Origin of the sequence: Klebsiella pasteurii (assembly GCF_018139045.1) — a bacterium.
In the GTDB taxonomy this organism is placed as follows: domain Bacteria; phylum Pseudomonadota; class Gammaproteobacteria; order Enterobacterales; family Enterobacteriaceae; genus Klebsiella; species Klebsiella grimontii.
The window spans coordinates 1,699,380-1,720,608 of record NZ_CP073236.1 but is presented as its reverse complement, the minus strand read 5'-3'; the positions used below and the strand labels follow the sequence as shown (position 1 = coordinate 1,720,608).

15 protein-coding genes and 2 pseudogenes are annotated in these 21,229 nt (G+C 56.0%); 10 read left to right on the top strand and 7 right to left on the bottom strand.

Annotation, left to right across the window (positions count from 1 at the left end; translation table 11 throughout):
* Window positions 1-42: 42 nt before the first annotated feature.
* The 3 genes from KCG39_RS08080 (at window position 43) to KCG39_RS08070 (ending at window position 1,541) form a co-directional block, all read left to right on the top strand.
* A complete protein-coding gene (locus KCG39_RS08080) occupies window positions 43-324 on the top strand; it encodes a YcgL domain-containing protein (protein ID WP_004121968.1) in 282 nt (93 codons plus the stop codon).
* Between the two features lie 16 nt (window positions 325-340).
* Window positions 341-1,000 carry a fumarylacetoacetate hydrolase family protein gene (locus KCG39_RS08075; protein WP_004121967.1) on the top strand — a complete coding sequence of 220 codons (660 nt, stop codon included), beginning with the start codon at window positions 341-343 and terminating at the stop codon, window positions 998-1,000.
* A 94-nt stretch (window positions 1,001-1,094) separates the two neighbouring features.
* The gene (locus KCG39_RS08070; RefSeq protein ID WP_004121966.1) at window positions 1,095-1,541 is read left to right on the top strand and encodes a YcgN family cysteine cluster protein; all 447 of its coding nucleotides are present in this window, start codon (window positions 1,095-1,097) and stop codon (window positions 1,539-1,541) included.
* Between the two features lie 8 nt (window positions 1,542-1,549).
* Here KCG39_RS08070 and KCG39_RS08065 read toward each other — a convergent pair whose 3' ends face one another.
* The 3 genes from KCG39_RS08065 to nhaB form a co-directional block, all read right to left on the bottom strand.
* Window positions 1,550-1,894 (bottom strand): TehB family protein, encoded by a 345-nt coding sequence (locus tag KCG39_RS08065; protein ID WP_004121965.1) that lies wholly within the window; start codon window positions 1,892-1,894, stop codon window positions 1,550-1,552.
* 116 nt (window positions 1,895-2,010) lie between these two features.
* Window positions 2,011-2,541 carry a disulfide bond formation protein DsbB gene (gene dsbB, locus KCG39_RS08060; RefSeq protein ID WP_004121964.1) on the bottom strand — a complete coding sequence of 177 codons (531 nt, stop codon included), beginning with the start codon at window positions 2,539-2,541 and terminating at the stop codon, window positions 2,011-2,013.
* 129 nt (window positions 2,542-2,670) lie between these two features.
* Window positions 2,671-4,224: a sodium/proton antiporter NhaB gene (gene nhaB, locus KCG39_RS08055; RefSeq protein WP_032742139.1), complete on the bottom strand. Its 1,554-nt coding sequence runs from the start codon at window positions 4,222-4,224 to the stop codon at window positions 2,671-2,673.
* Between the two features lie 245 nt (window positions 4,225-4,469).
* Here nhaB and fadR point away from each other — a divergent pair, with 245 nt between their 5' ends.
* On the top strand, window positions 4,470-5,189 hold the full coding sequence (gene fadR, locus KCG39_RS08050; protein ID WP_004121962.1) for a fatty acid metabolism transcriptional regulator FadR: 720 nt from the start codon (window positions 4,470-4,472) through the stop codon (window positions 5,187-5,189).
* 58 nt (window positions 5,190-5,247) lie between these two features.
* Here the strand turns inward: fadR and KCG39_RS08045 are convergent, their stop codons facing one another.
* Window positions 5,248-6,780 (bottom strand): SpoVR family protein, encoded by a 1,533-nt coding sequence (locus KCG39_RS08045; RefSeq protein WP_004121961.1) that lies wholly within the window; start codon window positions 6,778-6,780, stop codon window positions 5,248-5,250.
* A gap of 321 nt (window positions 6,781-7,101) precedes the next feature.
* Between KCG39_RS08045 and KCG39_RS08040 the strand changes: the two genes are divergently transcribed.
* Together KCG39_RS08040 and dadX are read left to right on the top strand one after the other, a co-directional pair.
* Window positions 7,102-8,400: a D-amino acid dehydrogenase gene (locus tag KCG39_RS08040; RefSeq protein ID WP_004121958.1), complete on the top strand. Its 1,299-nt coding sequence runs from the start codon at window positions 7,102-7,104 to the stop codon at window positions 8,398-8,400.
* A 12-nt stretch (window positions 8,401-8,412) separates the two neighbouring features.
* Window positions 8,413-9,483: a catabolic alanine racemase DadX gene (gene dadX, locus KCG39_RS08035; RefSeq protein WP_004121954.1), complete on the top strand. Its 1,071-nt coding sequence runs from the start codon at window positions 8,413-8,415 to the stop codon at window positions 9,481-9,483.
* An 82-nt stretch (window positions 9,484-9,565) separates the two neighbouring features.
* On the opposite strand, the pseudogene KCG39_RS08030 reads toward dadX, so the two are convergent.
* A pseudogene (locus KCG39_RS08030) lies at window positions 9,566-11,233 on the bottom strand (potassium/proton antiporter); the annotation flags it as partial.
* Window positions 11,234-11,325: 92 nt separating this feature from the next.
* Window positions 11,326-12,240 (bottom strand): muramoyltetrapeptide carboxypeptidase, encoded by a 915-nt coding sequence (gene ldcA, locus KCG39_RS08025; RefSeq protein ID WP_049114350.1) that lies wholly within the window; start codon window positions 12,238-12,240, stop codon window positions 11,326-11,328.
* 95 nt (window positions 12,241-12,335) lie between these two features.
* On the opposite strand from ldcA, the gene emtA reads away from it, so the two are divergent.
* Window positions 12,336-12,947, top strand: a complete 612-nt coding sequence (gene emtA / locus KCG39_RS08020; RefSeq protein ID WP_009651970.1) for a membrane-bound lytic murein transglycosylase EmtA — start codon at window positions 12,336-12,338, stop codon at window positions 12,945-12,947.
* A 93-nt stretch (window positions 12,948-13,040) separates the two neighbouring features.
* On the opposite strand, the gene KCG39_RS08015 is transcribed toward emtA, so the two are convergent.
* Window positions 13,041-14,789 carry an alpha,alpha-trehalase gene (locus KCG39_RS08015; protein WP_142468177.1) on the bottom strand — a complete coding sequence of 583 codons (1,749 nt, stop codon included), beginning with the start codon at window positions 14,787-14,789 and terminating at the stop codon, window positions 13,041-13,043.
* 514 nt (window positions 14,790-15,303) lie between these two features.
* Here KCG39_RS08015 and KCG39_RS08010 point away from each other — a divergent pair.
* From KCG39_RS08010 to KCG39_RS08000, 3 genes and pseudogenes are all read left to right on the top strand, one after another.
* Entirely contained in the window at window positions 15,304-16,662 is a 1,359-nt protein-coding gene (locus tag KCG39_RS08010) for a glycoside-pentoside-hexuronide (GPH):cation symporter (protein WP_004121943.1), read from the top strand.
* Between the two features lie 102 nt (window positions 16,663-16,764).
* On the top strand, window positions 16,765-18,156 hold the full coding sequence (locus tag KCG39_RS08005) for a carbohydrate porin (protein ID WP_087829051.1): 1,392 nt from the start codon (window positions 16,765-16,767) through the stop codon (window positions 18,154-18,156).
* Between the two features lie 83 nt (window positions 18,157-18,239).
* Window positions 18,240-21,020 (top strand): annotated as a pseudogene (locus KCG39_RS08000) (beta-glucosidase).
* Window positions 21,021-21,229 lie beyond the last annotated feature (209 nt).

Sequence of the window (21,229 nt, the reverse complement as noted above, 5' to 3'; positions counted from 1 at the left end):
ATATAGAGGCAAGTGACCGCAGGTCTAATTCCGAGTAAAACTATGTTTTGTGTGATCTATCGAAGTACTAAACGTGAACAAACCTATTTATATGTCGAAAAAAAGGACGATTTCTCCCGCGTTCCTGACGAATTAATGTATAGCTTCGGTACGCCTAAACTGGCAATGATTCTGCCGCTTGATGGACGAAAAAAACTCATCCACGCCGATTTGGATAAAGTGAAGCAGGCGCTGACCGATCAGGGCTATTACCTTCAACTCCCTCCGCCATCTGAAAATTTACTCAAGAAACACCTGGCGGAACAGGGGAATAAATCTGATTAACCCACAGAGGTAAAAAATGTACCAACATCATAACTGGCAGGGTGCGCTACTGGATTATCCGGTAAGCAAAGTGGTTTGCGTGGGCAGCAACTATGCAAAACACATCAAGGAGATGGGCAGTGCGACGCCGGAAGAGCCGGTGCTGTTTATTAAACCTGAGACGGCGCTATGCGATATCCGCCAGCCGTTGGTGCTTCCTGAGGGCCTGGGTTCGGTGCACCATGAAGTTGAGCTGGCGGTGCTGATTGGCGGCACGCTGCGTCAGGCGACGGAAGATCACGTGCTCAAAGCCATTGCCGGCTATGGCGTGGCGCTGGACCTCACCCTGCGCGATCTGCAGGGTAAACTGAAAAAGGCCGGTCAGCCGTGGGAAAAGGCGAAAGGCTTTGATAACGCCTGTCCGATTTCCGGGTTTATTCCCGCCGCCGAATTTCACGGCGACGCGCAGAATACGCCGCTGAGCCTGAAGGTAAATGGCGAGGTGCGCCAGCAGGGCACCACGGCCGACATGATTCATAAAATTGTGCCGCTGATCGCCTATATGTCGCGCTTCTTCACCCTGAAAGCCGGTGATGTGGTGCTGACCGGTACCCCGGAAGGCGTGGGGCCGCTCGCCAGCGGCGACGAGTTGGAAGTGGGTTTTAACGGCTTATCGCTGACCACCCGCGTACTGTAACGACCTCTTGCCGCCATCTCCGGGCGGCAAAACTTGCAACGGCGTGCCAGACTGGTTATAAGGTGCACCCTGAATTGCAATGACGGACATCCCAATGAGCGAACAACCTTTCTGGCAACAAAAAACACTGGATGAAATGAGCGATGCGGAGTGGGAATCACTTTGCGACGGCTGCGGACAGTGCTGCCTGCATAAGCTGATGGATGAGGATACCGACGAAATCTATTTCACCAACGTCGCCTGCCGTCAGCTGAATATCAAAACCTGCCAGTGCCGTAACTATGAGCGCCGTTTCGAATATGAACCGGACTGCATTAAGCTAACCCGCGACAACCTGCCTACGTTTGAATGGCTGCCGCCGACCTGCGCCTATCGTCTGCTGGCGGAAGGTCAACCGCTGCCGCACTGGCACCCGCTGTTAACCGGTTCGAAGGCGGCGATGCATGGCGAACGCATCTCGGTGCGCCATATTGCGGTGAAAGAAGCCACCGTGGTTGACTGGCAGGATCATATTTTAAATAAACCAGACTGGGCGCAGTAGGCGCTCAGTTAGTTTTTCTTCGCGTGGAACAGCCCGCTTTCACCGTCGGTGTCGTCAGCAACCCAAAAGTTAATATTGAACTGCGCGTCGTCGCTGAGCTCAATGCGGTGCCAGTACTGCGGCGGGCTGGTTGCGAACTGCCCGGCGTTGATCACCACTTTTGCCTCCGGTTCTGTCGCCTGTTCATCGGCGAAACCATAGTAGGTTACCGTGCCTTCCATCACGCAAAGCTGGCCGAAAACACCCGCAGCGGTGTTGTGATGCGTCAATAGAGCGGCAGGGACAGTCTGTTTGGTAAAGAATGGCGTGGAGCGTTTTACTTTCCAGCTAGCGGGAATACGCAGATGAGACATGATTTGCTCCTTGGTTGATATCTATAAGATGCATTTAATATGCATCTTTATCTAACTGACGTCAACGCGCGGGCAAAAAAAACGCTCCCGGAGGAGCGTTTTATCAGCAATCGTTTTTAGCGACCGAACAGATCGCGTTTTTTAGGTTTAAACGGCTGAGCGATAAGCACCAGCGCGCCGACAACCAGATAGGCGGCGAAGATGCCGACCAGCCACTGCGGCATTTCCAGCGTCAGGAATTCCCACTGGCGCACGGAGCAGTCACCGGTCGCGACGAAGACCTGAGGCAGCCATTTATCCAGCGGCAGCCACGTTGGGAAACGGGCGGCGAAATCGCAGGTCTGGAAGGGGGAAGGGTGAAGCTGAATCATGGTGTGTTCCCATGCCAGCTGCAGTCCGCGCACGGCGCTGTAGAGCCAGATAATTATCGCCACATAGCGCAGAGGCGATTTCGGCGCGATGGCGCCAACAATGCCCGCCCCCATAATGCCAAATAGCGCACAGCGTTCGTAAATACACAGTACGCAGGGTTGCAGCAGCATGACGTGCTGGAACCACAAAGCAACCAATTCAAGAATAAACGCGGTTAGCGCCATCAGGAGCCAGGCACCGCGTCCCCTTGAGCACTGGTTTAAATATCGCAACATAATCATTTCCCTGGAACATGCTAAATCATGGCAGTGTAAACGAAAACCGAAGCGACGCCAGCAGCTAGTCTGAAAATATTACGTAAGCGAATATAGAATACCCGGGTTTTTGATCCGGGCATTGCTTTTTTATTTGAGCAACTGAGGCGTCACCAGCCAACCATGCTCCAGCATCCACTGGGTAGCCGGCATCAAGGTAAACTCGACGCATGCCAGTCCGACCAGGGTCAGAACGATGGTATACGGCAGCGCCATCCACACCATACGGCCGTAGGAGAGACGAATCAGCGGGGCCAGCGCGGAAGTCAGCAGGAATAGAAAAGCGGCCTGACCGTTCGGCGTGGCGACCGATGGCAGGTTGGTGCCGGTATTGATCGCGACTGCCAGCAGCTCGAACTGCGACAAACTGATGGTTCCCTGCTCCAGCGCAGACTTGACCTCGTTGATATAGACGGTGCCGACGAAGACGTTATCCGAAATCGACGACAGCAGGCCGTTAAACAGGTAAAACAGCGACAGCTGGGCGTGCGGCGAGGCCTGGAGAACAAATTCGATCACCGGCGCAAACAGGTGTTGATCGATAATCACCGCCACAACGGCGAAAAAGACCGTCAGCAGCGCGGTAAACGGTAGCGCTTCGGTAAACGCTTTGCCGATGGCGTGTTCATCGGTGACCCCGGAGAACGTGGTCGCCAGAATGATAACCGACAGGCCAATCAGGCCGACTTCCGCAAGGTGTAGCGCCAGGGCGATGATTAGCCAAACGCCGATAACCCCCTGGGCGATAAGACGCAGGCGATCCTGACGGCTGCGGCTCAGACGGCTACGATCGTCAAAATCCTGGAGGACTTTACGCACCGTTGGCGGCAGCGGTTCGCCGTAGCCAAACAGGCGGAATTTCTCAAGCATCATGCAGGTGAGCAGGCCACCGAGCAGCACCGGTAAGCTTATCGGCAGCATCCGCATGAAAAATTCGCCGAAGTGCCAGCCCGCGGCTTTGGCGATAATGAGATTCTGCGGTTCGCCGACCATCGTCATTACGCCGCCGAGCGCGGTGCCGACCCCGGCGTGCATCATCAGGCTGCGCAGGAAGCCGCGAAACTGCTCCAGGACATCGCGATAGTGCTGCTCAATATGGCTGTCGTCGAGCATATTGTCATCGTCCGGCCGCGCCGAAGCGACTTTGTGATAAATACCGTAGAAACCCACGGCAACGCTGATCACGACCGCGACAACGGTCAGCGCGTCGAGGAAGGCGGAGAGGAAAGCGGACGCGATGCAAAAGGCCAGCGACAGCAGCATTTTGCTGCGGATGCCAAGCAGCAAACGGGTGAAGATGAACAGCAGCAGTTGCTTCATGAAGTAGATCCCCGCCACCATAAACATCAGCAGCAGCAGGACTTCAAGATTAGCGGCAACTTCTTCGCGAATATGCCCGGGCGTGGTCATCCCGATAAATACAGCTTCGATTGCCAGCAGGCCGCCCGGCAGCAGCGGATAACATTTGAGCGCCATCGCCAGGGTGAAAATAAATTCGATAACCAGCAGCCATCCGGCAAAAAACGGATGAAGATAAAAGACCAGCGGATTAACGATTAAGAAAATGATAAGAGTGAGTTTGTACCAGTCCGGGGACTGACCAAGAAAATTGCGCCACAGGGCGCGGCCATACGACATTTCCACGACAGACATCCTTTCTCCGCCAAATTCTGAAACATGATTTTATGCGTAACTATACGCAAGATTACCAGTTGCGCAAAACAGGGCGCAACTTTCTTCGCATCACATTCTTTAGCCGTAGATAGTGTGAAATGAAAAGTTGAAAATGAAACGGCGATCCCTTTTTAATTACTTTCTGGCGCTATCTGCCTTATGGCCGCTCTGGTATGATGAGTCGAATAGCAACGCTGTGTAATGGAAATCTTATTATGGTCATTAAGGCGCAAAGCCCTGCGGGTTTCGCTGAAGAGTACATCATTGAAAGTATCTGGAATAACCGCTTTCCTCCTGGTTCAATTCTTCCCGCTGAACGTGAACTTTCTGAACTGATTGGTGTTACCCGTACAACCTTACGTGAAGTGTTGCAGCGTCTGGCGCGCGATGGCTGGTTAACCATTCAGCACGGTAAGCCTACCAAGGTGAACAACTTCTGGGAAACTTCAGGCCTGAATATTCTCGAAACCCTGGCGCGTCTCGATCATGACAGCGTACCCCAGTTGATTGATAATCTGCTGTCCGTACGAACCAATATTTCGACGATTTTTATCCGTACCGCTTTCCGCCAGCATCCTGACAAGGCGCTGGAAGTTCTGGCGAGCGCGCGTGAAATTGAAGATCACGCCGACGCTTTTGCTGAACTCGATTATAACATTTTCCGCGGTCTGGCCTTTGCTTCAGGAAATCCCATTTACGGCCTTATCCTCAATGGAATGAAAGGCTTATACACTCGGATTGGCCGTCACTATTTTGCCAACCCGGAAGCGCGTAGCCTGGCGCTCGGCTTCTATCACCAGCTGGCGAAGGTATGTGAAGAAAAGCTTCATGAACAGGTTTATGAAATCGTGCGCCGCTACGGGCATGACAGCGGTGAGATCTGGCACCGTATGCAGAAGAATTTGCCGGGTGACCTGGCGATTAATATGCGCTAGACCCGCCAATGAATAAAAAACGCCCGGCGCTATCACCGGGCGTTTTGCTTATCAGGCGCTACAGCGGATTGGGCCGCGGCGGCGTGCGTTCTAGCAGCTCAACGCTACCATCGGCGTTTTGCTGCTCAAGAAGAACGTCAAACCCCCACAGGCGGTGGACGTGTTTAAGCACCTCTCGACGGCCTTTATCCAGCGGCACGCGGTTATGCGGCACATAGCGCAGGGTGAGCGAGCGGTCGCCGCGCAGGTCAACGTTCCATACCTGAATATTCGGCTCGAGGTTGCTCAGGTTGTACTGCGCTGAAAGCTTCGAACGAATCTCACGATATCCCTCTTCATTATGAATAGCGGATATTTCCAGATAGTTGTTGTGATCGTCATCGAGCACGGTAAAGAAGCGGAAATCACGCATGATTTTCGGCGACAGGAACTGGCTGATAAAGCTCTCATCTTTGAAGTCGCGCATCGCGAAGTGTAGGGTTTCAAGCCAGTCTGAACCGGCAATATCCGGGAACCAGTATCGGTCCTCTTCCGTCGGCGACTGACAAATACGTTTGATATCCTGGAACATGGCGAAACCCAGCGCGTAGGGGTTAATGCCGCTGTACCACTGGCTGTTATAGGGCGGCTGGAACACTACGTTGGTGTGACTGTGCAGAAACTCCAGCATAAAGCGCTCTGTCACTTTTCCTTCGTCATAGAGATGATTAAGGATGGTGTAATGCCAGAAGGTCGCCCAGCCTTCGTTCATGACCTGAGTCTGCTTCTGCGGATAAAAATACTGGCTGACCTTGCGCACGATGCGCAGGATTTCACGCTGCCAGGGTTCCAGCAGCGGCGCGTTTTTCTCCATAAAATAGAGCAGATTTTCCTGCGGCTCTGAAGGATAGCGGCGCGCCGCCTCAATCGTCCTTTCCTCTTCGCGCTTTGGTAGGGTGCGCCACAGCATATTCACCTGACTCTGGAGATACTCTTCCCGGCTTTTTTGCCGCGCCTTCTCCTCCTGCAGGGAGATTTTCTGCGGACGTTTATAGCGGTCAACGCCGTAATTCATCAGGGCGTGGCAGGAGTCGAGCAGCTTCTCGACTTCATCTACGCCATAGCGCTCTTCACATTCGGTGATGTATTTCCGCGCGAAGATGAGATAGTCGATGATTGAACTGGCGTCGGTCCAGCTGCGAAAGAGGTAGTTATTTTTGAAAAACGAGTTATGCCCGTAACAGGCGTGCGCCATGACCAGCGCTTGCATGGTGATGGTGTTCTCTTCCATCAAATAGGCGATACAGGGGTTGGAGTTAATGACGATTTCATAGGCCAGTCCCTGTTGACCGTGCTTATAGGCCTGTTCGGTCTCAATGAATTTTTTACCGAACGACCAGTGCGGATAGTTAATCGGCATCCCGACGCTGGAGTAGGCATCCATCATCTGTTCAGAAGTAATGACTTCGATTTGGTGCGGATAGGTGTCAAGACGATACAGCTTCGCCACCCGGTCGACTTCTGCCAGATAGGTCTCCAGCAGCTCAAAAGTCCAGTCGGGTCCATCGCTTAAACGGGTTGTGTCCTTGTTCATGGAATCAATCGTAGCCATTAGCGCGCCCTCGTTGTTGATGGTTCTCTCTGTACGGAAAACCTCTTAACAAGCATAGAACACGGCGTCGCAAACTGCGTCCATCCGCATTTTCTTTTCTTCGCGATTTCACCATCTGAAACGCGATATTCCACGATTTAAACAGAATTTTATTCTGTAGAAAAATGAGGCGCAGCAGGAGATGGTAAACCGACGGGGGCTGCGCTGGCGCAGAACCCTGTGAGATAAGTCACCATAAATAAAGCGTATGTTGAATAATATTTTCATCTGAGTTATCAATTTGTAATCAGATGATTGTTCTTTAACGATTACGGAGCCGCTATGCGCGTCGTCATACTGGGAAGTGGGGTAGTAGGAGTCGCTAGCGCCTGGTACTTAAGCCAGGCAGGACATAAAGTGACGGTTATCGATCGTCAGCCGGGGCCGGCCGAAGAAACCAGCGCCGCTAACGCCGGGCAGATCTCTCCCGGCTATGCCGCGCCGTGGGCGGCGCCGGGCGTACCTTTGAAGGCGATAAAGTGGATGTTCCAGCGCCACGCGCCGCTGGCCATCGGGCTGGATGGCACCCCGTTCCAGCTGAAATGGATGTGGCAGATGCTGCGCAACTGCGACACTCGCCACTATATGGAAAATAAAGGACGCATGGTGCGCCTGGCGGAGTACAGCCGCGACTGCCTGAAGGCGCTGCGCGAGAGTACCGGTATACAGTATGAAGGCCGGCAGGGCGGCACGCTGCAGCTTTTTCGCACCAACAAGCAGTTCGAAAATGCCACACGCGATATCGCGGTGCTGCAGGATGCGGGCGTGCCTTATCAGCTGCTGGAGGCGAACCGCCTGCTGGAAGTTGAACCGGCGCTGGCTGAAGTGAGCCACAAGCTGACGGGCGGTTTACGCTTACCCAATGATGAAACCGGCGACTGCCAGCTCTTCACCACGCGTCTGGCCCGGATGGCGGAACAGGCGGGCGTGACCTTCCGTTTTAATACCCCCGTGGATGAACTGCTCTATGAAGGGGATCTCATCTCCGGTGTGAAGTGCGGCGCTGAAATCATTAAAGCCGACGCGTACGTGATGGCGTTCGGTTCATATTCGACGGCCATGCTGAAAGGGCTGGTGGACATTCCGGTTTATCCGCTAAAAGGCTATTCGCTGACCATACCGATCGCTGAAGAGGACGGCGCGCCGGTATCGACTATCCTTGATGAAACGTACAAAATCGCCATCACCCGTTTCGACAGGCGTATTCGTGTTGGCGGAATGGCGGAAATTGTCGGTTTTAATAAAGAACTGCTGCAGCCGCGGCGTGAAACCCTGGAGATGGTGGTGCGCGATCTGTTCCCGCGCGGCGGTCACGTTGAACAGGCGACCTTCTGGACCGGACTGCGTCCGATGACCCCGGACGGTACGCCGGTGGTGGGCCGCACGGCGTATAAAAATCTGTGGCTGAATACCGGCCACGGTACGCTGGGATGGACCATGGCCTGCGGTTCAGGGCAACTGATTAGCGACCTGATCTCCGGGCGTACGCCGGCGATCCCGTATGACGATCTTGCCGTCGCCCGCTACGGCCGCGGCTTTACACCGGCCCGCGCTCAGCATCTGCATGGCGTCCACAATTAACAAGGAGCTTTCATGTCTCGTCCTGTAAAGGCCAGCATTGATATGTCAGCCTTACGCCAGAATCAGCACATTGTTCGTCGCGCGGCACCCGGTTCGCGCCTGTGGGCGGTGGTCAAAGCCAATGCTTATGGCCACGGTCTGGCGAGGGTCTGGAACGCGCTTAGCGCCGCGGACGGTTTCGCGATGCTGAATCTTGAAGAGGCGATCCTGCTGCGCGAGCTGGGCTGGAAAGGGCCAATACTGATGCTGGAAGGCTTTTTCCACGCCGATGAGCTGGCCCTGTTTGATAAGTACCGTTTGACCACCAGCGTGCACAGTAACTGGCAAATCAAGGCGCTGCAGCAGGCGAAGCTGCACGCGCCGCTCGATATCTACGTCAAGGTGAATAGCGGGATGAATCGGCTGGGGTTTATGCCGGATCGTCTGCACGTCGTCTGGCAGCAGCTGCGAGCGCTGCATAACGTCAGTGAAATGACGTTAATGTCACATTTTGCCGAAGCGGAAAACCCGGACGGCATCGTGGAGCCGATGCGGCGTATTGAGCAGGCGGCGGAAGGACTGGATTGCCCGCGCTCGCTGGCGAATTCGGCGGCCACCCTGTGGCATCCGGAGTCGCATTTTAACTGGGTGAGGCCGGGGATCGTGCTGTACGGCGCTTCGCCTTCCGGCCTGTGGCAGGATGTGGCCAACACCGGGCTGAAGCCGGTGATGACGCTAAGCAGCGAAATTATTGCCGTACAGAACCTGAAAGCCGGTGAAGCGGTCGGCTACGGCGCAACCTGGCGTACGGCGGAGGAGCGGCGCATCGGCATCGTTGCCTGCGGCTACGCCGATGGCTACCCGCGTCTGGCGCCAAGCGGTACGCCGGTGCTGGTTGACGGCGTTCGCACCGCGACGGTAGGGCGCATCTCGATGGATATGCTGGCAGTGGATTTGACTCCCTGCCCGCAGGCAGGGATCGGTGCCCCGGTCGAGCTGTGGGGCAAAGAGATTAAAATCGACGATGTCGCATCCGCCTGCGGCACCGTCGGGTATGAGTTAATGTGCGCGCTGGCGCCGCGCGTACCGGTTGTGACGGTGTAACATGTGCTGAGGCGGATCACTCCGCCTCATCTCCCGCCATACGTACGCCCACCCTCAGGACATGATCCTCTTCTTTTTCCGCCACCGTCCACACCATGCCGGCAAATTCCACCTGGTCGCCGACGACCGGCGCGGCGCCCAGCAGCTGTTGCACGACATCACCCAGCGACTGCTGGCGATCGCGGAACTCCTCTCCGCCATCGATGCCGTAAATCTGCGCGACGTCGGCGAACTTGGCATTAGCGTCAAGGATAAAATCACCAAAGAAGCGCTGATCGAGCGCGACCGGCGGGGACTGGCTGAACAGTTTACCCAGCGCGGGTAAATCGCGCTCGCGGCCGATAACGCAGAGAATATCGCCCTCCAGCAGGCGGGTGCTGCCGGTAGGATGCAGGAGTACGTTGTCGCGGAACAACGCGGCAATCCGCGTTTCCGGCGGCATATGCAGGTCGCGCAGCGCTGCGCCGACGCACCATTTTTCGGCGCTAAGCTGGTAAACGAACTGCTCCCACGGGTTTTCCGGGTGAATATCCAGCCCGACGCGAGAGATGGGCGAGCCGACCGGCGGCACCACCACTTTGGCTTTCTTCGCCGCCCAGGAGAGCGAGGTCCCCTGTAAAAGCAACGACACCAGCACCACGAAGAAAGCCACGTTAAAGAACAACCGCGCATTGTCCAGACCGGCCATCATCGGAAAAACGGCGAGAATAATCGGTACCGCGCCGCGCAGGCCCACCCAACTGATAAATATCCGTTCGCGCAGGTTAAAGCCGCGAAACGGCAGCAGGCCGGCAAATACCGACAGCGGACGGGCGATAAAGATCATCCACATCGACAGAATGAGCGCCGGGATAGCGATAGGCCACAGGTCGGACGGCGTCACCAGCAGCCCGAGCACAAGGAACATGGCGATCTGCGCCAGCCACGCCAGGCCGTCGAAGTTTTGCAGGATGCCGTGGCGGTTGCGAATCGGCCGGTTGCCGAGCAGGAAGCCGCACAGGTAGACCGCGAGAATACCGCTGCCGTCCAGCGAAGTGGTCGCGGCAAAAATCATGATCCCGCCGCTCAGCGCCAGCAGCGGGTAAAGCCCGGCCGGCAGCACAATGCGGTTAATCATCTGCAGCAGTAGATAGCCCCCGCCGAGGCCGATAGCGATACCCAGACCGAACTGCTGCACGATATGCACCGCGAACATCCAGCTCAGGCCGGTCTCATGCTGCTGAATCATCTCGATAAGGGTGATGGTCAGGAACACCGCCATCGGGTCATTGCTGCCGGATTCAATTTCCAGCGTTGAGCCGACGCGTTCATTCAGCCCTTTACCGCCGAGCAGGGAGAACACCGCCGCCGCATCGGTCGAGCCGACGATAGCGCCGATCAGCATTCCTTCGATCAGGTTGAGATGAAACAGCCAGGCCGCCATCAGTCCGGTCAGGGCGGAGGTGATCAGCACCCCGACCGTGGCGAGCGACAGCGCGGGCCATAGCGCTACGCGAAAGGAGCTGGCCTGAGTGCGCATCCCGCCGTCGAGCAGGATAACCGCCAGCGCCAGGTTACTCACCATATAAGCGAAAGGGTAGTTGTCGAACGGAATGCCGCCAATACCGTCAATGCCCGCCAGCATCCCGATCGCCAGGAAGATAACCAGAATCGGGATGCCGAGGCGTGAGGAAAAGGAACTTAATAAGATGCTACAGGTTACTAAAACAGAACCCAGGATAAACAGACTGATGACCGCAGCGGCGTCCAATGTTGACGTACTCCTTACCGGCGTGAAGATAAATTAAAAACTACACCATTTTAACAATCCGACGCCGATCGGGATATGTGTTAGAGGAATTTTTATTCTGCCAGAACCGGGTGGCCGCTGATGCTTAACGTGGTGATGGATGCGTTGTTGACCAGCAATGCTCTGGCGCCTAGCGGCAGGGTGACAGTACGCTGTTCGTGGCCAAAATCCAGGCCGCTGATGACCGGAATGTTAAGCTGCTGGCGAAGGTAGTCGTATACCATCGGCAGATCGTAACCGGCATCGTAATCGTTAGCATTGGCGCCGGTGAAACTGCCGAGGATAATCGCCCGCTGGCGCGCCAGAATACCGCTGCTAAGCAGCTGTAATAGCATTCTTTCCACGCGGAACGGGTGTTCGTTAATATCTTCCACCACCAGAATTCCGTCGCTAATTTGCGGCATCCACGCGGTGCCGATAAGCGAGGTCAACATCGCCAGGTTACCGCCCCACAGAGTGCCATCGGCGCGGCAGTCCGGGCCTTCGCCGTGCCATTCGAGGGTAAACGCCGGGTCGCGCAGCGCCTGCCAGAAATGGTGTTCAGTAAATTCGTTCAGCGTTTCGGCGCCGAAGTTTCCGGCCAGCATCGGCCCGCTAAAAGTGATTATGCTACCCTTTGCCAGCAGGCCCATCTGAACGGCGGTGAAATCGCTGTGGCCGCAAATAAGCAGCGGATCCTGCTGCTGGCGGGCGATCAGCGCCTGCCAGTCAATGTGCGGCAGCAGGCGAGTCGCGCCGTAGCCGCCGCGTACCGCCAGCACGATACGGTTTTTGCCGTCGAGGGCGGCGAGCTGGTTGATATCGTCAAGGCGTTCATTCTCAGTTCCGGCAAACCGCAGCGCCCGGCGGGGAATGACCTGCTGGTGCGCGACCTGATGCCCGGCCTCCTGCAGACGCTGCACGCCGCGGTACGCCGCCTCTTGGTTGATGCAGTAACCGGAAGGGGCGATGAGATAAAACTGAGACATGACAATTCCTTGCTAAGAATGAAAGGGTTATCATGCCGCCTGGAGCGTTTATTGTCATCTCCGTGCGGCAAACTTCAGCCAATAAGGATAGATGTGTGAAATTGAGATGGTGTGTTTTTTTATGTGTATTGTTGGCCGGTTGTAGTTCAAAACACGATTATCGTAACCCGCCGTGGAACCCGGAAGTCCCGGTTAAGCGGGCGATGCAGTGGATGCCAATCAGCGAAAAAGCCGGTGCGGCGTGGGGCGTTGACCCGCAGCTGATTACCGCGATCATCGCCATTGAGTCTGGCGGCAACCCGACGGTGGTCAGCAAATCCGGCGCGGTTGGCCTGATGCAGCTGAAGCCCTCGACCTCCGGTCGCGATGTTTACCGGCGGATGGGCTGGAGCGGGGATCCTTCGGTGAGCGAGCTGAAAAATCCCGAGCGTAATATATCCATGGGGGCCGCTTATTTAAGCATTCTCGAAAACGGTCCGCTGGCGGGAATTAAAGACCCGCAGGTGATGCGCTACGCGGTGGTCGTCTCCTATGCCAACGGCGCGGGCGCGCTGCTGCGGACGTTCTCGTCCAATCGCCAGGATGCGATCGAGGAGATTAACGATATGGACGCCGATGATTTTTTTGAGCATGTCGTGAAGAAACACCCGGCTCCGCAGGCGCCGCGCTATATCTGGAAGCTGCAAAAAGCGCTGGACGCGATGTAAGGGGGCTCTCACCCGGCATCGTTTGCCGGGGAGTCATCAGCTTACACGTATAAGATGAAGAAAGATGCGCGGCGGGGCCCGCCGCGCAAAGGTTTACCGGGTGGCTTTTTCATCCCCAGGCGCAACAGGATCGTTGGCCGCGGGCTGAGCCGCCTTATCTGTCGCCTTACTGGTATCGTCATTCGCTGCCGGGCGGGTGGCTGGAACCGAATCACAGGGGTTCTCTTTCGGGCACACCAGGTCCAGCATCTTCAGGGTGACGCCGTTGGTCCAGCCAAAGCCGTCCTGTAGCGGATACTCTCCGCCACCGCCGCCGGTTCCGGTCGAGCTGACATCATATTTTTCCACCAGCTTCTGTTCGCTGTTGTAGGTATGCTGAACGTTGCTGAGGAAACGCCAGCTCACCTCCATTGCGATCTTCTGCTGGCCATACTTTTGCAGGCCTTCAGCGGCGACCCACTGCAGCGGCGCCCAGCCGTTCGGCGCATCCCACTGCTGGCCGCTATTGACGGTCGTGGTGGTCAGGCCGCCGGGTTTGAGCAGGCGCGCTTCGGTGGCGGCGGCGACTTTAGCGGCGCGCTCGCTGGAGGAGGCGTTGACGTACAGCGGGAACAGCGCCGCGGCGGTTAGCTGATTGCGCACCTTATGACTTTTCAGATCGTAATCGGCGTACCAGCCCTCTTTATCGTTCCACAGGTATTTCTCCAGCGCTTTCTGTCGGGCGTTGGCCAACGCGTCGTACTGCGCGGCTTTCGCGTTATCGCCAGCTGCTTTACTGGCGCGGGCGATGGCTTTTTCCATATGGAACATCAGCGAGTTGAGGTCGACCGGTACAATCGAGGTGGTGCGGATGGTGCCGAGCTGCTGCGGATTATCCATCCAGCGGGAGCTGAAGTCCCAGCCGGATGCTGCGGCGGAGCGCAGATCGCGGTAGATTTCAGTGGCCGGGCGGTTGGGATTGTTTTTAGCGGTGGTGACATCGTCCAGCCAGGATTCCGGACGCGGCGTGTCGTTATCATCCCAGTAGCGGTTCAGCAGCGAACCATCGGCCATACGCACCACGCGCTTACTGGCGCCGCCGGGCTCAAGCGCTTCGGCGCCATCCATCCAGTACTGGTACTCTTTCTCCATCTGCGGCAGCCATTTTTTGAGCGCCTCATCGCCATCGTGCGTGGCCAGCAGTTCGACCATAAACGGGAAGAACGGCGGCTGCGAGCGGCTCAGATAGTAGGTACGGTTGCCGTTGGGAATATGGCCCCAGGCGTCGATTTCCGCGGCAAAGTTAGTCACCATATCTTCAATTTTATCCCAGTGGCCGCTCTCCGCTAGTCCTAGCATCGTGAAGTAGCTATCCCAGTAATAGACTTCGCGAAAGCGTCCGCCGGGCACCACGTAGGGTTTTGGCAGCGGCAGCAGAGAATCCCACTTTTCCACCTCGACGGTGCTGCGGGTCAGCACCGGCCATAAACCGTTGATATGCTGGCGCAGCGTTTGTCCTTTTGGCGGAACGTACTGGTCGTTTTCGCGGGGCAGGGTAAAGTTGAGCTCGACGAAGTGCCGCAAATCAAAGCTGGTCTGACTTTTCTGCATACGATAATCGGCCAGGATCATCAGCGGGTCGCCGTTAGGGATGGCGTCGGCAAACGTCTTCTGGTCGGAAAAAAGTTTTGCGCTTTGCACATCGTTAAATAGCGGACCAAGCAGAATATCGGGTGATTGCGGGATTGGGCGGGTTTCTTCAGCCTGAGCCGTCAGCGTCGCCAGGGCGACAAACGCGCCCCCCAGCGCAAGACGAAGAGCATAGGGCAGGGTGGCTGGGCGACGGGAAACGTGACTCGTCATAGGTTGTTCTCCTTATCATTGCAGACTATGTGCCACTGCATTCGGCCATCAGAAAACCTTAGACGAATATCCGCCGCTGCGCGTGTCGAAGCTAACATTTTGCAGTAAAACAGAGAAATTACCTGCCTCGGAAGACACCCGGGAGGCCATATCCTGAACAGTACAATATTATATTTTTAATTATATGAAATCAGGTGATTTATATTTGCGGTGTGAATATTTTGTATAAATAAAAAACGCCGTTCCTGCCTCAAGTGAAAAATAGAGAACGGGCTGATGTTTATATATACGGGTGCTGTTTTCACTTGTCGCGTATTAAAAAATGCGCAAAGGAATAAAAGCTGTGATCTGTCAGGCAAAAAGCCTCGGGATAATACGGCTGAAGGTTGACCGGATCACATAAATTAAAAAACATAAATAATTAATAAAAAAACATAATGGCGCCAGCATAGCGGATAAGTAAAAAATGCAGACATGACCGAAACCGGTTTCATTTTACATAAAGGAGTGGTGTATGTCCGCTGGCGACAAAATTTCAGTCAGAGAAAAAGTAGGCTATAGCCTCGGGGACGCGGCAAGTCACATCGTGTTTGACTCGTCCGTGGCTATCCTCGCTTACTTTTATACCGATATTTATGGCCTGCCGCCCGCCGTAATGGGGACAATGTTTTTGCTGGTTCGTCTGCTGGATGCGATTACCGATCCGATCATGGGGGCGATTGCTGATGCCACCTCTACCCGCTGGGGACGCTTCCGTCCGTGGCTGCTGGCGATCTGCGTGCCCTTTGCGGTGAGCTGCGTGCTGGTGTATTCCATTCCGTCCTTTTCCGACTCGGGGAAAATTGTCTACGCCGTTGCGGCTTATATATTCATGACGTTGATGTATACGGCGATTAATATTCCCTATTGCTCGCTGGGGGCGGCCCTGACCTCCGATCCGCGCGAGAGCCTCTCTCTACAATCCTGGCGTTTTGCCATTACTCCGATCGGCGGCGCGCTCGGTACCGCGTTTATTTTGCCGCTGGCTGATTTTCTCTATCCTGGCGACCGCGCTACCGGTATTCAGGTCTCCATGGCGTTATTCGGCGTGATTGGCTGCCTGATGTTTGTTACCTGCTTTGCCACCACCAAAGAACGCGTGCAGCCGATCAAAGAAGAGAACCTGAATATCGCTCGCGATGTGAAAATTCTTTTTCGTAACGATCAGTGGCGTATTCTTTCCGTTTACAACTTTATGATGCTGGTTGCCGTGGTCATTCGCGGCGGTGCGGTGGTGTATTACGTTAATAACGTGCTGAATAAAGGCTCGGACGTTATTACGATATTCATGCTCGGCGGCATGTTTGCCTCAATGCTGGGGTCGGTGCTGGCCAAACCATTCGGTACCCGTTTCTGTAAGGTCAGATTTTCGTTCTGGATTAATCTGCTCACCGCTGCGCTGGGCGTCGTATGCTTTATGCTGCCGGTGCAATACTGGATTGCGGTTCTCGGCGTGCATATTCTGATTTCCATCATTCAGGGCGGCAACGGCGCGCTGCAGTGGTCGATGATTACCGACGTCAATAACTATGGCGAATGGAAAACCCAGCGGCGTATAACCGGTATGAACGTCGCGGCAAATATCTTTGTCATTAAGCTGGGCGTGGCGGTCGGCGGGGCGATTCTTGGCTGGGTGCTGGCCTATTACCACTACGCCGCTAATACCGCGGCGCAGCCAGCCTCAGCCATCCAGGGCGTGGTGCTGTTATTCACGTTAGTCCCTTCCGCTTTTTATGTTCTTACCGCTATCTCTATTAAATTTTATGGCTTAACGGAAAATAGAATGAACGGCATCGTTGATGACTTGAAACACGGAACCTTCGCCGAATCCTGATAATTCAACGCTGTATTAAAAGGGCTATGCAGGTTATTTCCCTGGATAGCCCCGGTTATACCCAGGATGAAACAAATAATAATGTAATTAGGGATGTTAATCATGAAAGTAAAATATATAGCTCTGGTTATTAGTGGCGTATTCTCCTCTGGTCTTTTGGCAGCGACAAATTATCAATCTGCGGATATTGAAAATCGGTTAGCCCAACTGGAACAGCGTTTAATGAACGCTGAGCAACGGGCGGCCGATGCGGAAGCGAAAATCCAGACGTTAACCCGGCAGCAGGCCGTCGCGGCGAAAAGCGCGCCAACGGTGAAGGTGCAGTCCGCGGAGCCTGCCGCACCGGGCGCTGAGCCGACGAAACTGACGCTCTCCGGCTACGGCGATATCAAGTTTTATGGCGATGTCGAATTCAATATGGACGGCGCCAGCAGCAGCGGAAGCCTGACCTCGGTAAAAACCACGGCGAATAAAGACTGGGCGCCGGGCAATAACGAACGCTGGGATATTAACGGCCGACTGCTGTTAGGTTTTGACGGCATGCGCAAAATGGATAACGGCAATTTCGCCGGTTTTTCCGTCCAACCGCTGGCGGACCTGAACGGCAAAATGAACCTTGATGATGCGGTGTTCTTCTTTGGTCAGGAAAATGACTGGAAGGTGAAGGTTGGGCGCTTTGAGGCTTACGATATGTTCCCGCTGAACCAGGATACGTTCGTGGAATACTCCGGGAACACCGCCAACGATCTTTACAGTGACGGCTACGGCTATATCTACATGATGAAGGAAGGGCGCGGCCGTAGCAGCAGCGGCGGCAACTTCCTGGTCAGCAAAACCCTTGATAACTGGTATTTCGAACTCAATACCTTGTTGGAAGACGGCAGCACGCTGTTCCAGGATAAGCAGTATCACGGGACTGAGTTGGAAAATGAGAAAAATGTGGCCTATTTGCGCCCGGTCGTCGCGTGGAACAGCGGGCGCTTCTCCACCGCCATCGCGATGGAAAGCAACGTGGTCAATAACGCCTATGGCTATCACGATGCGAAAGGGCACTGGGTCGATCAGTCCAGCCGTACCGGCTATGGCTATACGATGACGTGGAACGGGCAAAAAACCGATCCGCTGGATGGCGTGGTGAGCAACCTTAACTTCGCCTGGATGGATGCCGAGGATGAAACCGACTTCACCGTGGGGGTGAATTCTCTGTGGCGCGGCTTCGAGCTTGGCTACATTTACGCGCATAACAAGATCGACAGCTTTAACACCGCTAATTTTATCGCTGACTGCGACGATAGCTGCTGGATCGCCGATCCGGGCAAATACGATATCCACACGATTCATGCGTCGTACCTGTTCCCGAACGTCATGAATATGAAGAACTTCAACATCTATCTTGGCGCCTACGCCTCGTGGATTGAATCCAATCCGACCAGCGGCGATGGTCAGGAAGACTCCCGCTACGGCGGTCGTCTACGCTTCAAATATTTCTTCTGATCAAAGCAGAGCCCGCATCGTGCGGGCTCTGTTCATTATGTGATTAAGCCTCCCGCAGAGGCATGAGTTAACAGGACAACACCATGTTTGACAGTAAAGCGGGGACCCCGCTGGAAGGGTTTGCCGAATTTGCCGCCGCCGCTGCCGCCGAAGGCGCGGTGCTGCTGAGAAACGATCGCCAAATGTTGCCGCTCGATCCCGAGCAGCCGGTTTCGTTGTTTGGCCGTACGCAGATTGACTACTATCGCAGCGGCACCGGGTCAGGCGGGGCGGTTAACGTGGTGAGCCGGACAACCCTGCTGCAGGCGATGCGCGCGCGAAACGGGAAGAGGCTGAATGAGCAACTGGCCGGGCTCTATGAACGCTGGATTGCGCAGCATCCTTTTGACAACGGCGGGGGAGCCTGGGCCGCCGAGCCCTGGCATCAGCAGGAGATGCCGCTTAGCGACCAGCAGATTCGCCAGGCGCGCGCCGTCTCCAGCCAGGCGGTGATTGTGCTTGGCCGTACCGCGGGGGAGGACCAGGACAACGCCGATGTAGAAGGCGGCTATCGGCTAACCGCAGACGAGATAACGCTGCTGCGCCAGGTCTGCCGCGAGTTTGATGACGTGGCGGTGGTGCTGAATACCGCCGGGCTAATCGATCTCTCGTGGGCTGACGATCCTCTGTTGCGTAAACGCGTTCGTGCGCTGCTGTACGTCTGGCACGGCGGCGCCGACGGCGCCCGGGCGGCTGCATCGCTGCTGTACGGCGATGTAACGCCGTCCGGTAAGCTGGTGGGCAGCATTGTCGCCTCCCTGGACGACCACCCGGCATCGCCCTGCTGGGGAGCACAAGCGCAAAACCTCTATCAGGAAGATATTTACGTCGGATATCGCTACTTCGAAACCTTTTGTCCCCAGCGCCTGCAGTATCCTTTCGGATTTGGTCTCTCATACACCCGCTTCACCCTGTCATCGGCGCGGGCGCAGGCCTTCGGCGATCGGATCAAGGCGACCGTTACCGTCACTAACCGCGGCGACCGCTTTGCCGGCAAAGAAGTGGTGCAAATCTACCTCCAGGCGCCGCAGGGAGCGCTCGGCAAACCGGCCCGGGCACTGATGGCCTTCGCTAAAACCTGCCTGCTGCAGCCGGGTGAAAGCGAAACCTTAACGCTATCGATCCCGCTGGAGCGTTTTGCATCCCTGGACGATAGCGGGGCGACAGGTCACCCGCATTGCTACGTGATGGAACCCGGCCTTTACCGTTTGCTGATCGGCAACAGCGTGCGCGAACTGCAGCCGTTACCGATTGACGGAGAGGCGGGGTATTCGCAAAAGACGCTGCGGGTGCTGTCCCGTCACCAGCAGGTGCTGGCCCCGACGGTGCCTTTTGTCCGTATTAAACCGGTTGCCGATGGTGACGATGGCCGCTATGAGATCGAATGGGAAGACGTGCCGCGCCGGGAGATTAATCTGCGCTCAAGGGTTGAGGCGCGCCTGCCGGAGACAATTTCCCTCACCGGCAACCAGGGGCTTACCCTCAGCGACGTTGCTGAAGGGCGCGCCACGATGAATGCCTTTATTGCTCAGCTGTCAGTGGAGGAGCTGGCCTGCCTGGTGCGCGGAGAAGGTATGTGCAGCCATAAAGTCACCCCCGGCGTCGCGTCGGCCTTTGGCGGAGTGGCCGATAGCCTGCTGGAAAAAGGGATCCCGCTGGCGTCCACCGCCGATGGGCCTTCCGGCATCCGTATGGATAACGGCGCGAAGGCCACACTGCTCCCCAGCGGGACGCTGCTGGCCTCCAGCTGGGATCCGATCCTCGTTGAGCGTTTATACGTGATGGAGGGAAAAGAGCTACTGCGCAACGGTATTGACCTGCTGCTGGGGCCGGGGATGAACATCCAGCGCCATCCGCTCAACGGGCGTAATTTCGAGTACTTTTCCGAAGACCCGCTGCTTACCGGAATGATGGCGGCGGCGGTGGTTCGCGGCATTCGCAGCGGCGGCGGGATAGCGACCCTTAAGCACTTCGCCTGTAATAATCAGGAATTCGCCAGAGCCAGGGCGGACTCGGTGGTATCGGAGCGCGCGCTGCGCGAAATCTATCTGAAAGGTTTCGAATACGCGGTGAAAACCGGCGGCGCCAGCGCGGTGATGACCGCCTATAACCCGCTCAACGGCTACCATGCCGCATCCAACTACGATCTCACCACCACCGTACTGCGCGAGGAGTGGGGCTTTCGCGGAGTCGTCATGACCGACTGGTGGGCTACGATGAACGACCCCATCGATGGCGGGGCGGCGAGTACCCACAACACCGCGGCGATGATACGCGCGCAGAACGATCTCTATATGGTGGTCAACAATAACGGCGCGGAGATTAACGCGGCCGGGGATAATACTCTTACGGCGCTGGCGAAAGGTGAACTGACGCTCGGCGAACTGCAGCGGTGCGCGGCAAACATCCTCAATTTTATGCTGCAGACCCAGGTGTTTAAGCGCGGGGAGAAGCCGCGCGCGGATATCATTCGTCTGGCGGCGGAACCTGGCTGCGTCGCAGACTGCGAGGGGGCGATAAAAATCGCCGAGCAATCGCGTCTGCGCTGCGACGAGGATCTGGTGCTAAGCGTTGAGCAGGCCGCGCGCTACGATGTTCTGGTCAATGTACACGCTAACGGCGCGCCGCTGGCGCAAACCGCCTGAAATCTGCTGCTCAATAACCAGTTTGTGGCGACCATTCAGACCAACGGCACTCTTGGCCGTGAGAGCGTGCAGAAGCTGTGTCGGATCGAGCTGCAGCCGGGGAAATATCGGGTGGGCTTTGATTTTATCAAACCGGGTCTGGTGGTGCATTGGCTGGAGCTAAGGCATGTTAACGACTGACCGCAGCTGATGTTTGGCCAGAGTAGCGCCTTTTGCCGGATGGCCCGACGGGTGGGGTACTCTCGGCGATGTGGGACGGGCGCAGGCGGCAAAGCCGAAACGGACGCCCCATATTGGTGCATTTCGGGCGTCCAACAAACCATAAATAAGCAAAGCATCTGGTTGTTTTTTATTCAATTCGGCGCGGCGGCGCGATAACGTTACGCCCC

Bases quoted from the DNA above. Each gene is read 5' to 3' on its own strand.
- KCG39_RS08080 (WP_004121968.1), top strand. From the start codon at position 43: ATGTTTTGTGTGATCTATCGAAGTACTAAACGTGAACAAACCTATTTA.
- KCG39_RS08075 (WP_004121967.1), top strand. From the start codon at position 341: ATGTACCAACATCATAACTGGCAGGGTGCGCTACTGGATTATCCGGTA.
- KCG39_RS08070 (WP_004121966.1), top strand. From the start codon at position 1,095: ATGAGCGAACAACCTTTCTGGCAACAAAAAACACTGGATGAAATGAGC.
- KCG39_RS08065 (WP_004121965.1), bottom strand. From the start codon at position 1,894: ATGTCTCATCTGCGTATTCCCGCTAGCTGGAAAGTAAAACGCTCCACG.
- dsbB (WP_004121964.1), bottom strand. From the start codon at position 2,541: ATGTTGCGATATTTAAACCAGTGCTCAAGGGGACGCGGTGCCTGGCTC.
- fadR (WP_004121962.1), top strand. From the start codon at position 4,470: ATGGTCATTAAGGCGCAAAGCCCTGCGGGTTTCGCTGAAGAGTACATC.
- KCG39_RS08045 (WP_004121961.1), bottom strand. From the start codon at position 6,780: ATGGCTACGATTGATTCCATGAACAAGGACACAACCCGTTTAAGCGAT.
- KCG39_RS08040 (WP_004121958.1), top strand. From the start codon at position 7,102: ATGCGCGTCGTCATACTGGGAAGTGGGGTAGTAGGAGTCGCTAGCGCC.
- dadX (WP_004121954.1), top strand. From the start codon at position 8,413: ATGTCTCGTCCTGTAAAGGCCAGCATTGATATGTCAGCCTTACGCCAG.
- ldcA (WP_049114350.1), bottom strand. From the start codon at position 12,240: ATGTCTCAGTTTTATCTCATCGCCCCTTCCGGTTACTGCATCAACCAA.
- KCG39_RS08015 (WP_142468177.1), bottom strand. From the start codon at position 14,789: ATGACGAGTCACGTTTCCCGTCGCCCAGCCACCCTGCCCTATGCTCTT.
- KCG39_RS08010 (WP_004121943.1), top strand. From the start codon at position 15,304: ATGTCCGCTGGCGACAAAATTTCAGTCAGAGAAAAAGTAGGCTATAGC.
- KCG39_RS08005 (WP_087829051.1), top strand. From the start codon at position 16,765: ATGAAAGTAAAATATATAGCTCTGGTTATTAGTGGCGTATTCTCCTCT.